This is a genomic window from Corynebacterium drakensteinense (assembly GCF_041224285.1).
Lineage (GTDB): Bacteria > Actinomycetota > Actinomycetes > Mycobacteriales > Mycobacteriaceae > Corynebacterium.
On sequence record NZ_JAXOFP010000005.1, the window covers coordinates 21,377 to 42,432 of the forward strand.

15 protein-coding genes and 1 tRNA gene are annotated in these 21,056 nt (G+C 56.5%); 9 read left to right on the forward strand and 7 right to left on the reverse strand.

The features are described 5' to 3' along the window. The first annotated feature begins 141 nt into the window (after positions 1-141). Genes U1140_RS04240 through U1140_RS04250 form a run of 3 tightly spaced genes read left to right on the forward strand, consistent with a single transcriptional unit; the run spans position 142 to position 6,327 of the window. Complete coding sequence (locus U1140_RS04240) at positions 142-2,076, forward strand: type I restriction-modification system subunit M (protein WP_369846291.1); 1,935 nt, start codon at positions 142-144, stop codon at positions 2,074-2,076. Continuing rightward, positions 2,076-3,245: a restriction endonuclease subunit S gene (locus tag U1140_RS04245; RefSeq protein WP_369846292.1), complete on the forward strand. Its 1,170-nt coding sequence runs from the start codon at positions 2,076-2,078 to the stop codon at positions 3,243-3,245. The genes U1140_RS04240 and U1140_RS04245 overlap by 1 nt, the downstream gene beginning before the upstream one ends. Next, positions 3,238-6,327, forward strand: coding sequence for a type I restriction endonuclease subunit R (locus U1140_RS04250; protein WP_369846293.1), 3,090 nt, complete (start codon positions 3,238-3,240; stop codon positions 6,325-6,327). The genes U1140_RS04245 and U1140_RS04250 overlap by 8 nt, the downstream gene beginning before the upstream one ends. 38 nt (positions 6,328-6,365) lie before the next feature. On the opposite strand, the gene U1140_RS04255 is transcribed toward U1140_RS04250, so the two are convergent. Beyond that, a tRNA-Pro gene (locus U1140_RS04255) sits at positions 6,366-6,439 on the reverse strand. A gap of 124 nt (positions 6,440-6,563) precedes the next feature. Between U1140_RS04255 and U1140_RS04260 the strand changes: the two genes are divergently transcribed. Together U1140_RS04260 and U1140_RS04265 are read left to right on the forward strand one after the other, a co-directional pair. After that, positions 6,564-8,195 (forward strand): ABC-F family ATP-binding cassette domain-containing protein, encoded by a 1,632-nt coding sequence (locus U1140_RS04260; RefSeq protein WP_369846294.1) that lies wholly within the window; start codon positions 6,564-6,566, stop codon positions 8,193-8,195. A gap of 101 nt (positions 8,196-8,296) precedes the next feature. Then, positions 8,297-9,031: a DUF7168 domain-containing protein gene (locus U1140_RS04265; RefSeq protein ID WP_369846295.1), complete on the forward strand. Its 735-nt coding sequence runs from the start codon at positions 8,297-8,299 to the stop codon at positions 9,029-9,031. Positions 9,032-9,139: 108 nt separating this feature from the next. Here U1140_RS04265 and U1140_RS04270 read toward each other — a convergent pair whose 3' ends face one another. Together U1140_RS04270 and U1140_RS04275 are read right to left on the reverse strand one after the other, a co-directional pair. Beyond that, entirely contained in the window at positions 9,140-10,504 is a 1,365-nt protein-coding gene (locus U1140_RS04270; protein WP_306516165.1) for a PFL family protein, read from the reverse strand. 44 nt (positions 10,505-10,548) lie between these two features. Continuing rightward, positions 10,549-10,818, reverse strand: a complete 270-nt coding sequence (locus U1140_RS04275; protein ID WP_369846296.1) for an ACT domain-containing protein — start codon at positions 10,816-10,818, stop codon at positions 10,549-10,551. A gap of 124 nt (positions 10,819-10,942) precedes the next feature. Between U1140_RS04275 and U1140_RS04280 the strand changes: the two genes are divergently transcribed. Next, entirely contained in the window at positions 10,943-11,635 is a 693-nt protein-coding gene (locus U1140_RS04280) for an SDR family oxidoreductase (protein WP_369846297.1), read from the forward strand. Positions 11,636-11,644: 9 nt separating this feature from the next. Here the strand turns inward: U1140_RS04280 and U1140_RS04285 are convergent, their stop codons facing one another. From U1140_RS04285 to can, 3 genes are all read right to left on the reverse strand, one after another. Then, positions 11,645-12,391, reverse strand: a complete 747-nt coding sequence (locus U1140_RS04285; protein ID WP_369846298.1) for a glutamine amidotransferase-related protein — start codon at positions 12,389-12,391, stop codon at positions 11,645-11,647. A 37-nt stretch (positions 12,392-12,428) separates the two neighbouring features. Continuing rightward, entirely contained in the window at positions 12,429-13,028 is a 600-nt protein-coding gene (locus U1140_RS04290) for a TetR/AcrR family transcriptional regulator (RefSeq protein ID WP_369846299.1), read from the reverse strand. Between the two features lie 128 nt (positions 13,029-13,156). Further along, positions 13,157-15,976, reverse strand: a complete 2,820-nt coding sequence (can, locus tag U1140_RS04295) for an aconitate hydratase (RefSeq protein ID WP_369846300.1) — start codon at positions 15,974-15,976, stop codon at positions 13,157-13,159. Positions 15,977-16,234: 258 nt separating this feature from the next. Between can and U1140_RS04300 the strand changes: the two genes are divergently transcribed. The 3 genes from U1140_RS04300 (at position 16,235) to U1140_RS04310 (ending at position 20,199) form a co-directional block, all read left to right on the forward strand. Continuing rightward, positions 16,235-16,720, forward strand: a complete 486-nt coding sequence (locus U1140_RS04300; RefSeq protein WP_369846301.1) for an Rv1476 family membrane protein — start codon at positions 16,235-16,237, stop codon at positions 16,718-16,720. Positions 16,721-17,156: 436 nt separating this feature from the next. After that, positions 17,157-18,998, forward strand: coding sequence for a DIP1281 family NlpC/P60 protein (locus U1140_RS04305; RefSeq protein WP_369846302.1), 1,842 nt, complete (start codon positions 17,157-17,159; stop codon positions 18,996-18,998). Positions 18,999-19,125: 127 nt separating this feature from the next. Continuing rightward, positions 19,126-20,199 carry a ferrochelatase gene (locus U1140_RS04310; protein WP_369846303.1) on the forward strand — a complete coding sequence of 358 codons (1,074 nt, stop codon included), beginning with the start codon at positions 19,126-19,128 and terminating at the stop codon, positions 20,197-20,199. A gap of 62 nt (positions 20,200-20,261) precedes the next feature. Here U1140_RS04310 and U1140_RS04315 read toward each other — a convergent pair whose 3' ends face one another. After that, complete coding sequence (locus U1140_RS04315; protein ID WP_369846304.1) at positions 20,262-21,026, reverse strand: hypothetical protein; 765 nt, start codon at positions 21,024-21,026, stop codon at positions 20,262-20,264. Positions 21,027-21,056 lie beyond the last annotated feature (30 nt).

The window sequence follows — 21,056 nt, forward strand, 5'->3', positions numbered from 1 at the left end:
TGTCTGTTACAACAGTGCTGTAGTCGCTAGGCGTCTGTGATTAAACCTCGTCGGATTTTTCTGGCGAGGTTTTTATCGTTTCCGGCTGTGTGATTATCTTAGAAATACTCGCATCGTTTGGCCCTAAGGAGGCATGCCCGTATGAGCACAGCGGAACTCAATCAATCCGTGGTGTGGAATACCGCAGATAAATTCTTGCGTTCCATCGTTGAACCCGAGGATTATGGCGATTACATTTTGCCGCTGACGGTACTACGTCGCCTCGAGTGCATTCTCGCACCGACAAAGGAAGAGGTCCTCGACTTGGTATGGGGATTGCAAGAGGAGGGAATTAGCGATGAAATGATTGATTGGGAGGTACAGACCCGCTTCGGTCTGTCCTTCTACAACACCTCCCCCCTTGATCTCCCCAGCATTGCCAGCCTGGATGACCACGTTTACGACTCGCTTATGGAATATGTCGGCTCGTTTTCCTCCTCCGTGCGCGACATTTGGGATGCCTTCGACTTTGCGGTGAAGATGAAGACTCTTGATACTTCCTCTCGCCTATGGCCGGTGGTCAAGCACTTCGCCAGTATCGACATGAGCATGCATTCTTTGCCTGACGCGCAGATGGGTGACCTGTTCGAGCACGTAATGTATAAGGCGTTCAACACCAAGGGCAAGGCTGCCGGTGCGTTCTACACCCCGCGCGACGCAATTCGGCTCATGGTGGACATTCTTTTCGCCTCGGACGATGTGGGTCTGACCTCCGACGGCGCTTCCCGCACCGTCTACGACCCCACGGCAGGCACTGGTGGCATGTTGCTCGTCGCAGAGCGCGCGCTCAAAGAACTCAACCCCGACATTGAGGTAGTTCTCGCAGGCCAGGAACTAATGCCCACCGGATACGCCATCGGCAAGGCTGACCTGCTGATCCAGGGGGGGGAGCCGGATGCTATCCGCCACGGCGACACGCTTTTGCACGACCTGTACGAGGGCGAACAGTTCGAATACATCCTTTCTAACCCGCCGTTCGGGACGGATTGGGAGGTCCAGCAGCAATCCGTAAAGGAGCAGGCCAAGGTACCTGGTTCCCGCTTTAGCCACGGCCTGCCAAGTAAAGACGACGGGCAAATGCTGTTTCTCGCCCACGTTGCCTCCAAACTCATGCCCGCGGCCGACAACGGCGCAGGCGGCCGAGGTGCTGTGGTTTCCAACGGCTCGCCGCTGTTTACAGGTGGCCCTGGCTCTGGTCCTGACAAGATTCGGGCGTGGCTGCTGGAAAACGACCTGGTCGACGCCATTATTCAACTTCCGACCAATATGTTTTACGGCACCGGAATTTCGACCTATGTGTGGATTCTCGACACGAACAAGGAGGACCACCGCAAAGGCTTCGTGCAGTTAATCGACGCTTCCGAATGTTGGTCTGTCCCTGATAAGGGGCTGGGCGACAAGCGCCGCGAGATGCGGGAAGGTGACCGCAAGCGCGTGCTCCAAGAGTACGAAGCGTTCGAGAACACCGTGATGTCGAAAGTGCTTACACCAGATGACCTTGGTTTCAGGGACGTGAAGGTCACGAAGCAGGCTCGGCTTCGCGTCGAGGTCACCGCAGAAGCGGTTGAAGAAGTACTCGCCCACAAGTCAGCAGTCCCCGAGCACGCCGACGTGCTTGCAGACGTGGCAAGCGTGAAGTTCAACGACCTTCCGGAGGCAATGAAGGTCGCCGCGAAGAACCGTGGGGTGAAAATGCCTGCCGGTGTTATCGACGTGGCATTGAAAACTGTGGGTGTGCCGGATGAGTCTGCCGATCCTGCTGTGGACCGCAAGGGCAACCCGGTGCTTGACCCGGCGCTTTCGATGACCGAACGTATTCCGCTGACCGAAGACGTCGGCGAGCACATGGCGCGCGAGGTACGCGCGTTTGCGCCTGATGTGACCTGGGATGAGGGCGCGGCCAAGGTTGGCTACGAGATTCCGTTCAAGCGGGTGTTCTACACCCCGGCGCCGGTGCGTTCGCTCGAGGAAATTGACGCTGACGTGTCCGTTGTGATGGGACGTCTGGCGGAGAAGTTTGCGGAGGTGAGGGAGTGATGCCGTTCATTACCTGGTTGCGCTCGGTAAATCCCGATTGGAACCTTGTCCCGGCCAATGTTCTATTTGCGGAGCGTAGTGAGAAGTCGGGGGCGGAGGACGTTCACTTGACCCCATCCCAGAAACTAGGTGTCCTGCCCCAGGCAGAGTACGTAGAACGCACCGGAGCGCAAGTCGTCCGCAACCGGACCGGTGCTGAAAACATGAAGCACGTAGAGCCAGGCGACTTCATAAGCCACCTTCGTAGTTTTCAAGGCGGACTCGAATATTCTGCCCTCGCGGGTAAAGTCAGTAACGCTTACACCGTCATTACACCCCGCGTTGACTTGGTTGACGGATACTACCGTTACCTATTTAAATCCTCGCTATTTATAGAGGGTTTGGGGAATATTACTGACCAACTTCGCGACGGACAGACCATCAACTTTGCTCGATTTTCGCAATTTGGGCTACCCCTTCCACCCCTGGAAACCCAGCGCGCCATCGCGGACTACCTCGACCGCGAGACCGCCGAAATCGACGCCATGAGCGCCGACCTGGACGAGATGGAGGCGCTGCTGACGGAGCGGCGGGACGCTTTCGTTGGAAGTGCGGTGCGCTCCTTACGCGGTCTTTTTACCCGAGCATCCTTGCAGTCCATCGCTCAAATACACGCAGGAGATACGATTACCGCTGCCGAAATTAAAGACCAGGGCGCATACCCCGTGTATGGCGGTAATGGGGTTCGAGGTTACATCGATAGATTTAACGAATCGCAGGACCGAGTTCTTGTAGGCAGACAAGGTGCACTTTGCGGGAATGTCCACCTGGCCAGTGGGCCGTTCTTCGCGTCCGAGCACGCCCTTGTCGTAGAGCCAATTATCGAGGTTCACCCCGGGTGGCTCGCACAAGTGCTAAAGGACCAGAATCTGGGACAACTGTCTATGTCAGCGGCCCAGCCCGGTATTACCGCAACGGGGGTCGGTATGCAGAAGATTGACATGCCGCCCCTCGACGAGCAGCGCCGAATCGCCGACGAGATTGACCGCGAGACCGACGAGATTGACTCCATGCTCGCCGACATCACCGAACTGCGAGACTTGTTGGCCGAGCGTCGCGCCGCCATAATTGCCGCGGCTGTGACCGGTCAAATCGACATCCCCATACACGAGGAAGCAACCCATGCCTAGCACCCACATACTGCGCGAATCGAACCTCGAATCCGCCATATGCAACGCATTGGCCGAGCGCGGCTGGACCAACCGCGACGGCGTTGCAGATGACGGCTGGGATAGACGCCTCGCGCTGTATCCAGCTGACGTTCTGTCGTGGCTGTTCACCCAGTATCCCGACGAGTACGCCAAGGCGGTCCCCGTCGACGCTACAGATGCTAGTCGCGAGACTGCGGAACGGAAACTCCTCGAACACGTCGCAAACCGCCTCGAAACCAAGACTAAAAAGAACCCGCAGTCCGGGCGCACCCTTGGCGGTCTCCTCGGTACTCTGCGCGAGGGATTCAAGTATGCCCAAACCGGCGCTCGCTCGGCATCTTTCGGCCCGCTGGTGGCGTTCCCGCCCGCCAACCCGCTGCTAGAAAAGGCTAAGGAGCGCGCCGAGCACAACATCCTGCGCGTTATCCGCCAGGTCCACTTCGATCCAAAGACAAACGAGACGATCGACCTGGTGCTCACTGTCAACGGAATCCCCGTAGCGACAATGGAGGTCAAAACCGACAACACCCAGTCGGTCGCGCACGCACGCAAGCAGTACCGCGAAGACCGCGTACCCAGCCCCGCGCGTAGATTGCTGCTTCCAGGGCGCGCACTCGTCCACTTCGCTGTGTCCAACGAAGAGGTTTACATGACCACTGCGTTAAAAGGTGCGGACACGTATTTCTTGCCGTTCAACCGGGGATATGACGGTGGCGCCGGCAACCCGCCTATAGCGGGCAAGTCAGAAGCGTCCTACTTGTGGGAAGACGTACTAGAACGAGAAACGTTCTTGCGTATTTTGCGCGACTTCGCCGTGTGGGAGCCGGACGCGAAACGGAAGCGCGGCACACCGGGCGGCAAACTTATCTTCCCGCGCTACCACCAACTACGCGCCGTGGAGCGTGTGACCAGGGACGTGACCCGTCGCGGGCCGGGCGGGCGCTATCTGATCGAGCACTCGGCAGGCTCCGGCAAAACCAAGACAATCGCGTGGCTTGCCCACCGACTAATCCGCCACGTCGGTAAAAACGGGGATAAGACTTTCGATTCGGTCATCGTGGTCACCGACCGCACCGCGCTTGATACCAACGTGCGCCAGGATATGCAGATGTTGGATGCTTCCCTGGGGCTGGTGGTTTCCGTCGGCGAAAACGCCGGGTCGAAGTCACCGCAGTTGAAGCAGGCAATCGAGGAAGGCGACCACATCATTACCTGCACGCTGCAGACGTTTCCGCATGTGCTCAAATTGCTCGAAGATGAAGAGAATTTGCGCGGCAAACGCTGGTGCGTGATCGCCGATGAGGCTCACTCGTCGCAGACCGGTTCGAGCGCCTCTGCGCTGCGCGAACTGCTCACCGATGTCGAACTTGACGAGGGCGAGGAATACAACGCCGACGACCTGTTGGAGTTGCGCCAGGAGGCCATTGCGGTTGCCGCGAACATGACGTTCATTGCGCTAACAGCAACGCCAAAGGGCAAAACACTGCGCCTATTCGGCACTGAAACACCTGATGGGCACTACGTTGCCTTCGACACCTACCCGATGGGGCAGGCCATCCAAGAGGGCTTCATTCTCGACGTGCTCGGCAACTATTCGACCTACCAAATGTGGGCCGAGGTGCGCGACGAACTCGGTCGCACCGAGGAGGTCGACGAGTCCGCAGCCGTGACCGACATGGTGCGCTTCGTTCGTCTCCACCCGACCTCAATTGCACAAAAGGTTGAGGTCGTCGTTGAACACTACCGCCGTAACGTCGCCCACCATCTTGGTGGCGAAGCACGCGCAATGGTGGTCACCGCCTCGCGTAAGGCCGCGGTGCGCTGGTCGGAGGAAATGAACCGCTATATTGAGGAACGCGGGTATGATTTCCGCTCGCTTGTAGCGTTTTCGGACGCGGTGCGTGTCGACGAGGATGCGGAACCTGTCACCGAGGTCCAACTCAACGGGGTCTCCGACGTCGAGCGTGCGTTCAAAGACGATGAGATGAACTACCGCGTCATTATCGTGGCGAACAAGTTCCAGACCGGATTCAACGAGCCGCGACTGTGTGCGATGTACGTCGACAAGCAACTCTCCGGCGTGACCACCGTGCAAACACTTTCCCGGCTCAACCGCATTTACCCCGGTAAACCCACTCCGATGGTGGTGGATTTTGTCAACGATCCGGAATCGATTGTCCAAGACTTTAAACGCTATTACGCGGGTGCAGAGATCGCCACCGACATTGACCCGAATTCGCTGCACCGTCTCGGCGACGAGCTCGACAGTGCCGGATTCTACACTCCGGACGAGCTGGAGCGCGTCGCTGCCGCCTACATGGACGGTGCCGACTCAGAGGCACTGCGCGGTGCGGCCGGGGCCATAATCAAGCGGTGGAGGGCGAAGCGAAATTCCGGCAAGGAGGGACGTGACGTCGCACGCGACTTCAAGTCCAACGCGGAGAAGTACCGCCACGCCTACGAGTTCCTCTCCCAAATCGTCGCGTATGCCGACGCAGAAGTCTCTAAGCGAGCCATGCTCGCTGCGGTGTTAGAGCGCAACTTGCACCTGAAAGAAATTGATGACGAAGACGAGGACTTCATCACCGGAATCGCGCTCGCAGGTGTGGCGATTACCCAAAACGAGATGGAAGTTGACCGCTCGCTTACCGATGGGGGAGACGAGGCGCTCGACGTGCCGACGTTTGATGTCACTTTAGGTGGGGATTCCACTCCGTTGCGCACCGCGTTCGACGACGCCGTGGAGAAGGTCAACGACATTTTCTCGGTGGCTGGCGTGGACGTGAGCTCTGGGGAGACCGCCCAGTTGATTGTCACTGCCTGGGGCACGCTGTCGGAGCAGCCGGAGGCACGCAAACTGGGGCGTACTAATTCGAAGGAACAGCTGAAGCGATCCAAGAAATTCCAGGGCGAGGCTACGAAAGCCATTTTCTCCGGCATCGAGGAGCGCAAGCAACAAGATGCACTGCTGTCTAGCGATCGTGACGTGCTGCGTGAAGTTATCGGCGCGCTCGCAGGAATTATGTCTGCGGCAAAGGAGATGGGCGAGTTGGACGAATAGGCTGCGTAGCGCCTCATATCAATCGCATAGAAAAACTGTCGGACTGACAGGATTTGAACCTGCGACCCCCACACCCCCAGTGTGGTGCGCTACCAAACTGCGCTACAGCCCGCCGTTGCCAGTACAACCGATGTGATGGCAACAGTGACACTATAGCGTTAGCTCGTTATTGAGCACCAAAATTCGAGGTCAGCGCAGTTATAAAACACTACCGTCGGCTGCTAGACTTGCTGGTCGTGATTGTTAGCCAAGACCTTGAAGTCCGCGCCGGTGCCCGTACACTTTTGCACGCCCCTGGCCAGCACCTTCGCGTGCAGCCGGGCGATCGTATCGGTTTGATCGGACGTAATGGTGCCGGGAAAACCACCACGATGCGCATCCTGTCTGGCGAGACCGAGCCCTATGGCGGTGAGGTTCATATTTCCGGCGATATTGGTTACCTTCCGCAGGATTCGCGCGAGGGCAATATCGAGCAGACTGCGCGCGATCGTGTGCTGTCTGCCCGTGGCCTAGATGAGCTACGTCATTCTCTCGATAAGCAGCAGCAGATCATGGAAACGACGTTGGACGACGACAAGCGCGACAAGGCCATCGCCAAATTCTCGCGCTTGGAAGAGCGCTATCACAGCCTTGGCGGCTATGAGGCCGATTCGGAAGCTGCCACCATCTGTGACAACCTTGGGCTGGAACAACGTATTCTTGATCAACCGCTCAAGACCTTGTCGGGTGGCCAACGTCGTCGCGTCGAACTTGCGCAAATTCTGTTCGCCGCCACTAACGGAGCTGGCAAGTCGCAAACCACACTGCTTCTCGACGAGCCGACAAACCACCTGGATGCTGACTCGATTTCCTGGTTGCGGTCTTTCTTGGCAAAGCACGAAGGTGGTCTGGTGATGATCAGCCACGACGTGGAATTGCTCCGGGACGTATGTAACAAGATCTGGTTTCTCGATGCCGTTCGCGCCGAAGCAGATGTGTACAACATGGGATACGCGAAATATCTCGATGCCCGGGCCACCGACGAAGCCCGCCGTCGTCGGGAGCGTGCGAATGCAGAGAAGAAGGCGTCTGCACTGCAGAAACAGGCCGCAAAGTTGGGCGCGAAAGCCACCAAGGCTGCCGCAGCGAAGCAGATGCTGGCACGCGCGGAACGCATGATGGGCAATTTGGATGAGGTTCGCCAGGACGACAAAGTTGCCTCCATCAAATTCCCCGAGCCTGCGCCATGCGGCAAAACTCCGATGCACGCCACGGGCCTGACCAAAATGTACGGTTCACTGGAGGTTTTCGCCGGCGTCGATCTAGCGATCGATAAAGGCTCCCGGGTGGTCGTGCTGGGCTATAACGGTGCGGGTAAAACAACCTTGCTCAAATTACTTGCCGGTGAAGAACGCACCGATGGCGAAGGCGGAATTGTCACCGGTCACGGCTTACGCATCGGCTACTTCGCACAGGAACACGACACCATCGATCCAGACCGCAGCGTGTGGGAAAACACCATCTCCGCATGTCCAGACGCTCATCAACAGGAGCTGCGCAGCTTGTTGGGAGCGTTCATGTTCTCCGGGGATAAGCTCGAACAACCTGCGGGTACGCTATCCGGTGGTGAAAAAACCCGCCTGTCATTGGCGACCCTGGTTTCGTCGCGAGCGAATGTCTTACTTCTCGACGAGCCAACCAACAACTTAGACCCGATTTCGCGTGAGCAAGTCCTGGATGCCTTGGCGACGTACACGGGTGCGGTGGTGCTGGTAACCCACGATCCCGGCGCGGTCAAAGCTCTCGAGCCCGAGCGCGTGATCATCATGCCAGATGGCGATGAAGATATGTGGAGCGATGAGTACATGGAAATCGTCGAACTCGCCTAATTCTCGTCTCGTCGATCGTCATCCCGTCGATTGTCTTGATTAGGGAACCTGAGCGGAGCCGGCACAGTCCATTGAGGTAGGGCTAGAGAAAGGACTATCCAATGAGCCTTGATAAATACCGCAATCGCATCAAAAACTTGCTCGACCGTGCCGCAGCATGCGAAGGCACCCCCGAAGGCGATCTGTGCCGGACGAAAGCTTTCGAGTTGGCAGCCAAGTATGCACTGGACCCAGATGAAGTACAGCATGCAGGAGATACTGCGGCAACCTGGCAGACGGCATGGGAATGGAATCTAACCGGCAGTTATAAACCACAGCAACGAGAGCTGTTGACTTATATCTCGAATGCGTTGCACTGCCGAGTGTTGTACTCGCAGCAGGGGACAGGCAAGCACAACTCATATGGCCTCGTTTTCGGGGTGCCGCGTCACCTAGAACGAGTGAAGATGCTGTTTCCCATGTTGAATATCCACATGGCCGCGGGGGCCACGAAATATGCCGCACAACATGGCGGCCACGAAGCTGCGCATACCAAGCGGTTAAAAACCTCCTGGATGCTGGGGTTTTCGCGCAGCGTCTATGAATTGTTGGATCAAGCTGATCAAGACACCGCCGTGCAAGTGGGGCGGGGTGCTGCTTTAGCGTTGCTAGACGACGCATCTGCGGCGGAGCAACTGTTGCAGGATTATGTCCACGATGCTGGTCTTGCGCTGCGCAATGGGCGTCGACAAGCACGCGCAATTGATCGCGCGGCGATGCGCGCTGGCAGCGAAGAAGGCTACCGAGTAGACCTCGGGAATTCTCAGCTGCCGCAACGCCGACAACTGTCTGCGTAATCCCGGCTCCTTAGTCCAGCACACCGGTATTATTCAGACTGGTGATACCTGCAGCCGAGACAATACAGTTGCCTGCAAAAAGTCCGCCGCGCGTTTAGTGCCGCGTGTTTAGTTACGGAATCCGTGCACTGGCGCCGGGATAAACCCGCCGCGGTGGATGAATTCACGGTTGCCGACGGTGTTCACCGGGATCACCGGCGCATAGCCCAACAGGCCACCGAAGTCGATCTCATCGCCGACTTCTGCGCCTGGTACTGGGATGACGCGCACCGCGGTGGTCTTGTGGTTCATCATGCCGATCGCTGCTTCATCTGCGATCATGCCGGCGATGGTCTCGGCAGAGGTAGCTCCTGGCAGAGCGATCATATCGAAGCCAACCGAACAGATTGCCGTCATCGCTTCCAGCTTGTCCATGCTGATGCTGCCCGAACGCACAGCGTCAATCATGCCTTTGTCCTCGGAAACCGGGATGAAGGAACCAGACAGTCCGCCGACGCGTGAGCACGCCATCATGCCACCCTTTTTCACGGCGTCGTTGAGCAATGCCAACGCCGCGGTGGTTCCATGCGTTCCCACCTGATCGAGGCCCATGTGTTCCAGAATGTGTGCGACACTGTCGCCCAGCTCCGCGGTAGGTGCCAGTGACAAGTCCACGATGCCGAAAGGCACTCCTAGCCGTTGGGAGGCCATGTTGCCCACGAGTTGGCCAGCGCGGGTGATCTTGAATGCCGCTTTCTTAATCTCTTCGGCGACCTGATCCAGGCTGGCGCCTTCGAGGCTACCCAAGGCACGGTCGACGACACCGGGGCCAGAAACACCTACGGAAACCACGCAGTCGGGTTCTTCGACGCCGTGGAATGCACCGGCCATGAAAGGGTTGTCTCCGACGGCATTGGCGAACACCACGAGCTTTGCACAAGCAATCGCTGACTGCTCCTTGCTCAGCTCAGCGGCGGATTTGATGACTTCGCCCATCTTGCGTGCTGCATCCATGTTGATGCCAGCCCGAGACGAAGCAATGTTCACGGAACCACAGACCACATCGGATTGCGACAATGCCTCGGGAATCGAATCAATCAAGCGGCGATCTGCTTCGGTGGCGCCTTTTTCGACGAGTGCGGAATAACCACCGATGAAGTTCACGCCGACCTCATTGGCTGCTTTGTTCAAGGCATGTGCGAGCTCAACTGGGTCGCCATCGACGCCAGCTGCGATCAGGGAAATGGGCGTCACCGAGATGCGCTTGTTCACGATTGGGATTCCGAGCTCTGCCTCGATACCTTGGCACACCTCTACCAGACGCGCTGCTTGCGTAGTGATCCGGTCATACACGGCATCGCAGGTGGCAGACATCGTCGGGCGAGTGCATCCGAGCAAGGAAATACCCATGGTCACCGTACGAATATCGAGACGGTATTTCTCAATCATCTCGATCGTGTCAACGATCTGGGCATTCTTAAAAGAAAAAGGCATGGTGGAAGATTATTTCTGCGCTAGGTGATAAGTATTCGAAGTGACTAGATCTCGTTGATCGCGGTAAACAGCGATTCAGCCTGGATCCGAATGATCTGGTGGGTCTGCTTTTCGACGGCTTCCATGCGCTCCTGAATCTCTGGAATCGAAAGCTTTGCGTCATCGAATTCCACGCGCAAAATCATAGTGAAATAGCCCGACATCAATGTCTGGGAAACATCCACGATATTAACGTTCAAATCTGCGAGTGCTGTGCTCACCGCGGCGATAATTCCGGTGTTATCGGCGCCGGTGACGGTCATGATGGCATACATGCTTCTATCTTAACCTCATTGGTTGCACCGATTAACGCAGGGGCAAAGGGCACACAGTTGAGCTATTGCGGCAAGCAGCCACGGAGGGCCGAAAAAATTGCCTATTCGGCGTAGCATGGGCGGCATGGTTGATACACAGCACGTTGAATCGAAGAAACAAGTGCTCGTCATCGGTGGCTCTGGTCAGGTGGCAAGCATTGCTATTCCGCAATATTGCAATGATTTCGCGATTACCGCGATGCTGCGTCGGGAAGAAAAAGCCGAGGAAGCCCGCGAGCACGGCGCGACACCGCTGGTGCAGGACGTCACTGAGCTTTCCGCCGATGAGTGGGCAGAATTGATCGGTCAGTTCGACGTAGTCGTGTGGACCGCCGGAAATGGTGGCCGCGCGGGCGCTGAGGTCACCTATGCAGTTGACCGAGATGCCGCTCTGGAATGTATTGCGGGACTGGAGAAAGTTCAGGACGCCGTCGGCAAGCATAAGGCACCAAAGTTCATCATGGTCTCTTATATGGGCTCGCTAGAAAATGAGACCGATGACGACGGTGCGTGGTTGGCGTATGTTGAGTCGAAGAAAACCGTCGACAAGCGCTTGATCGCTTCGGATTTGCGGTTCGTGATTCTAGCGCCGACGCTGTTGACTCTCGAGCCTGCCACTGGCGTTAAGTTAACCGAAAACTCGACCAAATTTGCCGGTGAGCACACCTCGCGTGAACTCGTCGGCCAGGTGATTTTTGAGCTCGCCGGGCGCGAAAACTTACCTGATGAAGATTTCATCGCCTTCCACGACGGCAACGATGCGGTGAGCTCAATTTAAGGAGGCAAGCTAATGCGCTACTGCATTCGTCGCACAGTACCGTACAAAAATCGTGATTAGTTCGTTGCTCCAGGTCGTGTCAATCTCCGGCAGGCTGTTGACGATGTCGAGATAATCTTCGGGGGAGAAATAACCGTAGTCATAGAAGAAATCCATGCGGTTTTTCATGGCTACGGCATCCATTTCGGCGTGGAACTGGCTGGCCCACGTGGAATCACCGACGCGCAACAATTGCACTGGGCAGGTAGGGCCGTCGGCAAGCACGGTGACATCATCTGAATCTACGGGGAGGGATTCCACAGCTTCAGTATGGCCGGTCAAACTGGTGAATTCTTGTGGCAAATGGCGCGCCAAAGCATCTTGTGCGGCTTCTGGCGTGAGCCGTACTATCGTCTTGCCAGAGGTCTCCGCGTGGGTATGACCAACTGTGCCGCCGACATGATGGGCTAGCCAGGAAGCACCAAAGCAGATTAAAAAGACTGGTAGCTCAGCTTCGACAAGAGATGCAAGTTGCTGATGAATATGGTGCTGCCAGTCGCTCCACTCGTCGTTGGTGATGTTGAGCGAGCTGCCACCGACAATGACTCCGTCGAATTGTTTCAGATCCGGCAGCTGCACTTTTGTGGAATCAATTATCAGGTGAGTCGTTTGTTCCTGGGTTAGGCCAGCAGCTTCACAAATATCGCGATACTCGGCGGCTGCTACCGCCGGGGCAGTCTCTCCATAACGCAATGAGACCAATAGAAGATTAACCATAGTGGATACCGTTATACCTTACGGTCGGCTCCGCGGATTAATCAGTCGCAGAATCGTTGTTATCAGCAGTGGCATCGTTGCCATCTCGCCGGATTGCTTGCTCCGCGATATCAAGAACTGACTCGTCGGTCGCCATGCCCATGGCATTGCGCGTAATCAGGCCGTCCATGACCATTTCCAGGAAATACTGCAAGGTATCGATCGGCACGTCGACACGCATGCGGCCTTCTGCGGCATTTTTGGCTAAACGATCATGCACTGCTTGGTCTAGGACAGCTTGATGTTCTTGCCAGCGCGCCCGAAACGAGGCATCGGTGCGCAGCATCTTGGAAATTTCCAGCCGCGTAGCCAACCAATCATATTTTTCTGGATGACGCACGATATCTCGCATGACTTCCACGAGTCCTTCCCGCGCCACAACTTCTGCTTGTCGTGCGGCATCTTCCCGCGCCAAGGCGAGGAACAGGTTCTCTTTATCGGAGAAATGGTGGAAGATCGCACCGCGCGATTTCCCGGTCGCTTGTTCTAGACGACGAACGGTCGCGCCTTCGTAGCCGTATTCAGCGAAGCATTTCCGTGCCCCAACCAAGATTTCTTGGCGACGACGGTTGAGCTCATTTTCACTCATTACTGGCATAGCGGACGCGACCTTTCAGACCGGAAAATACGAAAACGGGGCTGCAGGACCCAGCTGCGAGCTCCACCCCGGAAGAGGTGGAGCATTATTCGCAGCGAGACGTTATGCAGCCCCGCAATAATTGATGATTAGGACTTAACCATCTGACGGAGTACGTACTGCAGGATGCCTCCGTGGCGGTAGTACTCGGCTTCACCAGGGGTATCGATGCGGACGTTGGCATCGAATTCGACGGTATCGCCGTCTTCCTTGTGAGCGGTGACCTTGACGGTCTTCGGGATCGAACCATCGTTGAACTCGGTCAGGCCTTCGATGTCGAAGGTCTCGTGACCGGTCAAACCGAGAGATTCGTGGGATTCGCCGTCTGGGAACTGCAGTGGTGCAACGCCCATACCGATCAGGTTCGAGCGGTGAATACGCTCGAAGGATTCGGTGATGACCGCACGAACACCCAGCAGCAGGGTACCCTTAGCTGCCCAGTCGCGGGAAGAACCAGTGCCGTATTCTTTACCACCCAGAACGACCAGCGGAGTCTGCTCTTCCTTGTAGTTCTGCGCTGCGTCGTAGATGAAGGACTGTGGCTTGTCTTCCTTGGTAAAGTCCAAGGTGTAGCCGCCGGATTCTTCTACGAGCTGGTTACGCATGCGGATGTTGGCAAACGTACCGCGGACCATGACCTCGTGGTTACCACGACGGGAACCAAGCGAGTTGAAGTCCTGGCGCTCCACGCCATTTTCTTCCAGGTACTGCGCGGCCGGGGTGCCCGGCTTGATGGCAGAAGCAGGGGAGATGTGGTCGGTGGTGACCGAGTCGCCCAGCTTCACCAAAACGCGTGCGCCCTTGATGTCCTGGACATCTTCCGGCTCGTTCGGCATGTCGTCGAAGTATGGAGCCTTGCGGATGTAGGTGGAACCGTCATCCCAAGCAAAGGTCTTACCCTTCGGGATGTCCAGGTTCTGCCACTGCTCATCGCCCTTGAAGACGTCGGCGTAGTCAGCCTCGTACATCTCACGGGAGATCGATGCCTGGATGGTTTCTTCGATCTCTTCTGCGGATGGCCAAATGTCCTTCAAGAAGACATCGTTGCCATCTTTGTCCTGGCCCAGTGGCTGCTCGTCGAAGTCGAAGTCCATGGTGCCCGCGATGGCGTAGGCGATGACCATCATCGGCGAAGCCAAGTAGTTCATCTTGACGTCCGGCGAAATGCGGCCTTCGAAGTTACGGTTACCGGACAGAACTGCGGTGGCAGCGAGATCTTCGGTGTTAATCGCATCGGAGATTTCTTCTGGCAGTGGGCCGGAGTTACCGATACAAGAGGTGCAACCGAAGCCGGAGAGGTAGAAGCCAAGAGCCTCGAGGTCCTTCCATAGGTCGGCACGCTTGTAGTAGCCGTCAACGACCTGGGAGCCAGGGGCACAAATCGTCTTGACCCATGGTTTGGAAGTCAGGCCGAGTTCGTTGGCCTTGCGGGCAATCAGGCCGGCACCGATCATGACCGATGGGTTAGAGGTGTTGGTACACGAGGTGATCGATGCAATCGCCACCATGCCGTGGTCCAACGTGTATTCACCACCGGCTGGCGACTGCACCAGCGTTGGGTGGGAAGGGCGTCCTTCGCTGCCTGCGGAAGCGTCTTCGCCTTCACCTTTACGGGAAACGTTGTGGCCTTCGGTGATATCGGCATCAGCGTAGCTCTGCAGGCCACCTTCAGCGACCATGCGACGAACTTCTGGCTTCTTGCCGTCGGCAAGAACTTCGTCGTCAGTGTAGTTAGGAAGGTCCTTGCGGAACTGTTCTTTGGCTTTGTCGAGCTCGATGCGGTCCTGTGGGCGCTTTGGACCAGCGATCGAAGGCTTGACGGTAGACAGGTCGAGTTCGATGTACTCGGAGTACTCGGCCTCTTCGTCGTCTTCTTCCAGCCACATGCCCTGGGCCTTGGCATAAGCTTCAACGCGGTCGATCTGCTCTTGTGGGCGACCGGTAAGCTCCAGGTATTTGGTGGTTTCTTCGTCGATTGGGAAGATCGCGGCGGTGGAACCGAATTCTGGCGACATGTTACCGATGGTTGCACGGTTTGCCAGAGGAATGGACTTAACACCATTGCCGTAGAACTCGACGATCTTCTGCACAACGCCGTGCTCACGCAGCATATCGGTGATGGTCAACACCACGTCGGTCGCGGTAACGCCGACTGGGATCTCGCCGGTCAGCTTGAAGCCGACGATCTTTGGAATCAGCATCGACACTGGCTGACCCAGCATGGCAGCCTCGGCCTCGATACCGCCGACGCCCCAGCCCAGAATTCCCAGGCCGTTTTCCATGGTGGTGTGAGAGTCGGTACCGATACAGGTGTCTGGGTATGCCAGGCCATCGTTGTCAAAGACGACGCGGCCAAGGTATTCGATGTTGACCTGGTGGACAATACCGGTTCCTGGAGGAACAACGCGGAAGTTCGAGAAGTTCTCAGCACCCCAGCGCAAGAACTGGTAGCGCTCTTCGTTGCGCTCATATTCGATGGCGACGTTTTTGGTCAGCGCGTCTGCGTCACCGAAAGCCTCGGTGATCACAGAGTGGTCGATAACCATTTCCGCTGGGTTCAAAGGGTTGACCTGATCAGGGTTACCGCCCAAGTTGGACACGGCCTCGCGCATGGTGGCCAAGTCAACAACACAAGGCACACCGGTGAAGTCCTGCATCAAAACGCGGGCAGGGGTGAACTGGATTTCCGTATCAGGCTCAGCCTTCGGATCCCAGTTTGCAATGGCTTTGATGTGATCTTCGTTGACGTTCTTGCCGTCTTCGGTACGAAGCAGGTTTTCTGCCAACACCTTGAGTGCATAAGGCAGCTTCTTCATTCCGTCTACTGCATCGAGCGCGAAGTAGTCATAAGACTTATCGCCGACCTCGAGCTTCTTCTTAGCGTTGAAGGAGTTCAAGCTTTCAGTCACGGGGAGCTCCATTTCCTTGTTTTGCAATATTGTAAGAACTAAAAAGTCCTAGAACACGGGGGTTCATTGTCCCAGTGTAGGTTGATGATCCCTCGTCTTGCCAAAAGTATAACAGTACAGCTGTTCTGTTTTAAGTTTATGGTGCCCGTCGCGGACAATAGTGTGGTAAAAGTTGCTCCGCTAGCGTATTGAGAACGAGAATGAACGCCCGGCTGGGAAGGTATTACCCCCGGATAGATTAAGCAGAAAGTAGCCGACATGATTCCCCACGGTGTAGATATTGCAGATCTCAGCGCTCAGCTGGAGGACGATCGGTTGGCTTTTGGCCCGCACGCGGAATTCGCTCGACAGCAAGAACCGCAACTGGAACAGGCGGTAGCCACAGTCAACAATATTGACGATGGACAAACAGTCGGCGTCGCGCTTGTCGACGTCTATGTCGACAAGGCCGCAGACTTGCGAGATTTGGCTCAAGAGTTGCAACGTGAGACGGAGCTGGACACTGTGATCGTGCGAACTCCACACGGTGGTTCGGCTGTGAGTGAACACTTTTCGCGCGCCAACCTGGAGGCCGCTGAGACCGCATTCAAGGATGCGCCTATCGACGTCGGGGTTGTGAACTACGTGAACGAACTTTCGCAGCCGCTCGTGTCGTGGCCGATTGTCGCCGCCTTGGCAGCCATTGTCATCCTTTCAACCTTGACCATCTCGTGGATTTTAGTAACCAAATCGTTACGCAATTGAGCTTAAATTGCGCGTGTCGTTACAAAATGTGACAAACAGCACAGTCGATTATTTTGGCAGACTTTCCGCAGGGCAGGGCAATGGTCACGCCTAAGTCCTTGACGTAACGAACGGGATGAATGTGAAAATATGTGTCGCTGTTGCGTTCTGTGGCCTATGGTTTGGATATTGGCTCACGAGCCTTAGCAGAAACATTGGACTGTGCGGTGGAAGCAAGCCGCATAAATTTCATAAACTTTGGGTTCTTGGCGGACCATCAGCACGGGCATGTGGGGAAGCACGCCAGGGGCGACGGTGGTTAACGGTCAAGGGCGCAAGGTTTATTGAGGATAATTGCGTCCACATGCCTGCTGAGTTCGTGTGTCGGTACCCACTGTCGTAGAACTCAACGTTCAGTCATGGCTATGGCCTTGACTGAACCTGTCAGGAGTGTGTCGTGCCTTCATTGTCTCATCGGCGTGCGTTTCGCGTACGCAGTTTTAGCGCAGCCGTTGCGTGTACAGCGTCTTTGTCGTTATTCGGATCATCCGCGATCGGGCAGGCAAGCCCGAAAGATTCGCTGCAGCCGGCGGTTGCTGAGCTTATTTCCACCATCACCGAATCCGAATCAGAGCTCAACAATTTGGATCTGAGAATCGGCGAGTTGCGTGAATCTGTCAACGAAGCACTGCTCATCTTGCAAGATGCGCGTTCCGAGGCTGCACAAGCAGAACGTGGCGTAAACTCCGCGAAAGAAGAGCTCGATGTTGCGCAGGCTGATATCGCTGACGCACAAGACGAACTCGATGAGCTCTCTCGTGCTAAATATCGGCGCGCTGCGGGTTCGGCGAGCCTCGCGGAGATCAGCAACGGCGATCGCCGCGACGATGAGCTGTACCGCAAAACATTTTTGCGCGCGCAGGCTGATGAAAAATTGGCCACCATCGACGAACTCGACCGTGTGCGCACAGAAAAAGCCAATAAAGAATCGCAGCTGCGCAAAACCCATGAACTTGCCGAGCAGCGTGCTGAACAAGCAAATGATGCGGAAACGCAAGCCCGTGAACTGTTAGAACGCACGACAGCACAAGTTACACAACTTCAGCAGCAGCGGGCAGAAGTTGCTGAAGAGCACAAAGAATCTCAGCAAGAACTTGCGGCAGCACGCGGAAACTCGACCAATCGATCCGCCGCGAGCGATACATCACCGACTGATCAGCAACCCGTTGATCGACAAACGGCTGGCGATAGTCCATCCGGTGGCAGACCAGCGGAAGACGGCTCATCGACTAGTGAAGATGAGCAAGTTGAACACACACAAACGAATAGAGCGGAAAAAGATTCCGGTAACCATCCGGCTGAGGCGGTATCTGACACTGCCGAGGCGCTTTCGCCCGAACTGACGGAATTGATTGAACAAGCAGCCAATGAAGTCGCGGAGCATTTGCCGGATCACACAGCATTGGATTCGGTCACACCGGATACCAGTACAACTGAACAGACCGTCCAAGATCCGCCGGGGCAAATCCCAGCGCTACAAAGAGTTGAGGAATCAACGCCGAGAACACAACTAAATACGGAGCCAGCAGAATCACTCACTGATACTGCAACTGGTACTGGCACCAGTACTGGTGCTGAAGCGGAAGGGGAAGCCGCTTCAGCCCAAAACCAGGTGGCATCCGAGCCAACAGACAGCTCGACTAACCAGCAAGGTGCAGCTAGTGAATCTGCTGGCGCAGGTAGCGAAGACAGCACCGACGAGTCTGAATCAACTGGTGACCAGCTTGTTAACGAACTCAGCGGAGTTTTGGACGAGCTGGACACCAACACCACGGTGACTGAAGATGCATCCGCCAATTTCGCCGAGGTTGGCTCCTCGCAACAGGCACAAGCAGTGCTGTCGCGGGCTCGCTCGCAGTTGGGAGTGGACTACGCCTGGGGCGGCGGAAACGCGCAGGGTCCAACAGCAGGCATACGTGATGGTGCAAATGCCGACAGCAATGGTGACTTTGGCAAGGTCGGTTTCGACTGTTCCGGATTGGTGCAATACGCATTCGCTGGTGCCGGCATCTCGCTTCCGCACTACAGCGGTGGTCAATACCGCCACGGCACGCACGTATCAACGTCGGACCTGCAGCCCGGAGACCTCATCTTTTATGGCCCAGGCGGATCTCAACACGTCGCCATCTATTCGGGCAATGGAATGATGATCGAAGCTCCGCATTCTGGTTCCCAGGTTCGCGAAGTTCCAGTACGGCATAGCGGTATGACCGAAAACGCTGTTCGTCTGCTGGGATAGCCTTTTCAGCCGTACGCAGCAGGTTCGTACTCTGCTGGCTAGCACCGCCGCGTGCAGTTCAGCGGGCTCGTCGAAAAGCAGCAAATAACCGTGAATGCCAGCAGTTATTGCTTGCTAGGCTAAAGACATGACTGATTTGCACCCCCTGACTGATTACGACGCACTCCTCGTCCTTTCCTTCGGCGGCCCCGAGGGAAACGACGAGGTTGTTCCATTTCTGGAGAACGTGACTCGTGGCCGCGGCATCCCACGCGAGCGCTTGGAAGAAGTCGGAGAACACTACTTTAACTTCGACGGCATAAGCCCCATCAACGGCCAAAACCGCACCCTCATTGCGAATATCGAACAGGTCCTCGCACGCCGCGAGATTGACCTTCCGGTATATTTTGGAAATCGCAACTGGCACCCATTCGGAGAAGACACCGCAGAGCAAATCGCGCGTGATGGTCACCGGAAGGTATTAGTCTTTGCAACGTCCGCCTGGGGCGGATATTCGGCGTGTCGTCAGTACGACGAAGACATCAAGCGCATCCGTGAGCATTTGGCGAACAAAGACTTACCAGAGATCCAATTCACGAAAATCCGTCAGTTTTTCTCACATCCAGCATTTATCGCGGATACCGCAGCGGCCATTAAAGAGGCCTTCGACAAAGTTCCCGCCGCGCGCCGCGAAAACACCCGCATGCTGTTTACCGCGCATTCTGTGCCGAACCGGCATGACGACGTCGGCGGTGCGGCAGGCGACAAGAACCTGTATTCGCGGCAGGTTGCCGAAGCCGCACGTTTAGCAGCAACCGCAGCCGGCATCGACGATTATGACCTGGTCTGGCAGTCACGCTCGGGCGACCCGCGTGTACCGTGGCTCGAACCCGATATCGTCGACCACACCGAATTCCTCGCAGATGACCGCGACATCAAGGCCGTGGTGGTATGTGCGATTGGCTTTATCACCGACCACATGGAAGTCATGTGGGACCTCGACACCGAGCTAGTCGAAGCCGCACAAGAAAAAGACGTCCACGTCGAACGCGCACGAACCTCGGGTCTGACCATGCAGTTTGCAGAAATGGTCGTCGACATTGCGGCAGAATCCGCAGCCGGGGAAATCGTCGAAAAGCTTGGCGAGGTCACCGTCCAGGGCAATACCGCCAATGGTCAGCCGTGCGCGGCTGGGTGCTGCGATATCTGGACGAAAAACTAGCTCAAGCTTTTCGGTTTCGCACCGATGCGCCAGGAAAATGCTGCAAAAACAACGCTCGCGCACTAGGCGCGGGCGTATTCGGTGCACGCCCGTTCCACGCCGGCTATCCGAGCGTGTCGCAGGTGCCGGAACAAACCAAACAGATGGTGATCCAGGCTGTGATCACCAAGTTTGTCCGTGATCAGCTCGGTGGTCGCAGCAACCATATCTGCGCGCGCGAATAGTTTTGCCACGCGCGGCGGGACGGAACCGGGAAGACCGGGAATATCATAAAAATCTGCCAACGTACCAACGGTCATCCGGGCATTCGGCACATCGTTGGGTATGTGCGCAGACTCTTCAATGAGTTTCGCCGCCGAGTTCGTGGCTTCGCTGAGGTAATAATCCGCATCACCCGCCATCAACCCAGTTGCGGGCGGCAAAGCTCCAGTTTCTCGGATCCAGGTCCATTCAGTGCGGCCATCGGAATAGTGCGGAAGCAGAACGTGGTGCAGCTCTGGGTTGGCATCGCGGACCACGACCGCACCTGCCGCGTCGAGTTCTGCATACAAGCGTGCCGCGGCACCGCCAGCCGGTAGCGCCGGCGGTTCGCCCGGGCCCGACAACACGAGATTGAGTACTGGTTCCGGCTGCTGCAAAATATCGGCGGTGGCTGCGCGCAATCCGGAAAGGAGCTCGATGATCGGTGTGCCTTCGATGGTATTCGTGCCACCGAGCTCCTGGAGCGCATCGAGGGTAGCATCGCTCGATTCATAGCCGTAGAGCCAAGCAGCAAGCCACACTGCAGTGTTTTGGACAGGAGAAAAGACTTCGGCGCGGATAGACATCGTCGGCCATAGTAATCGATACACTGAAAA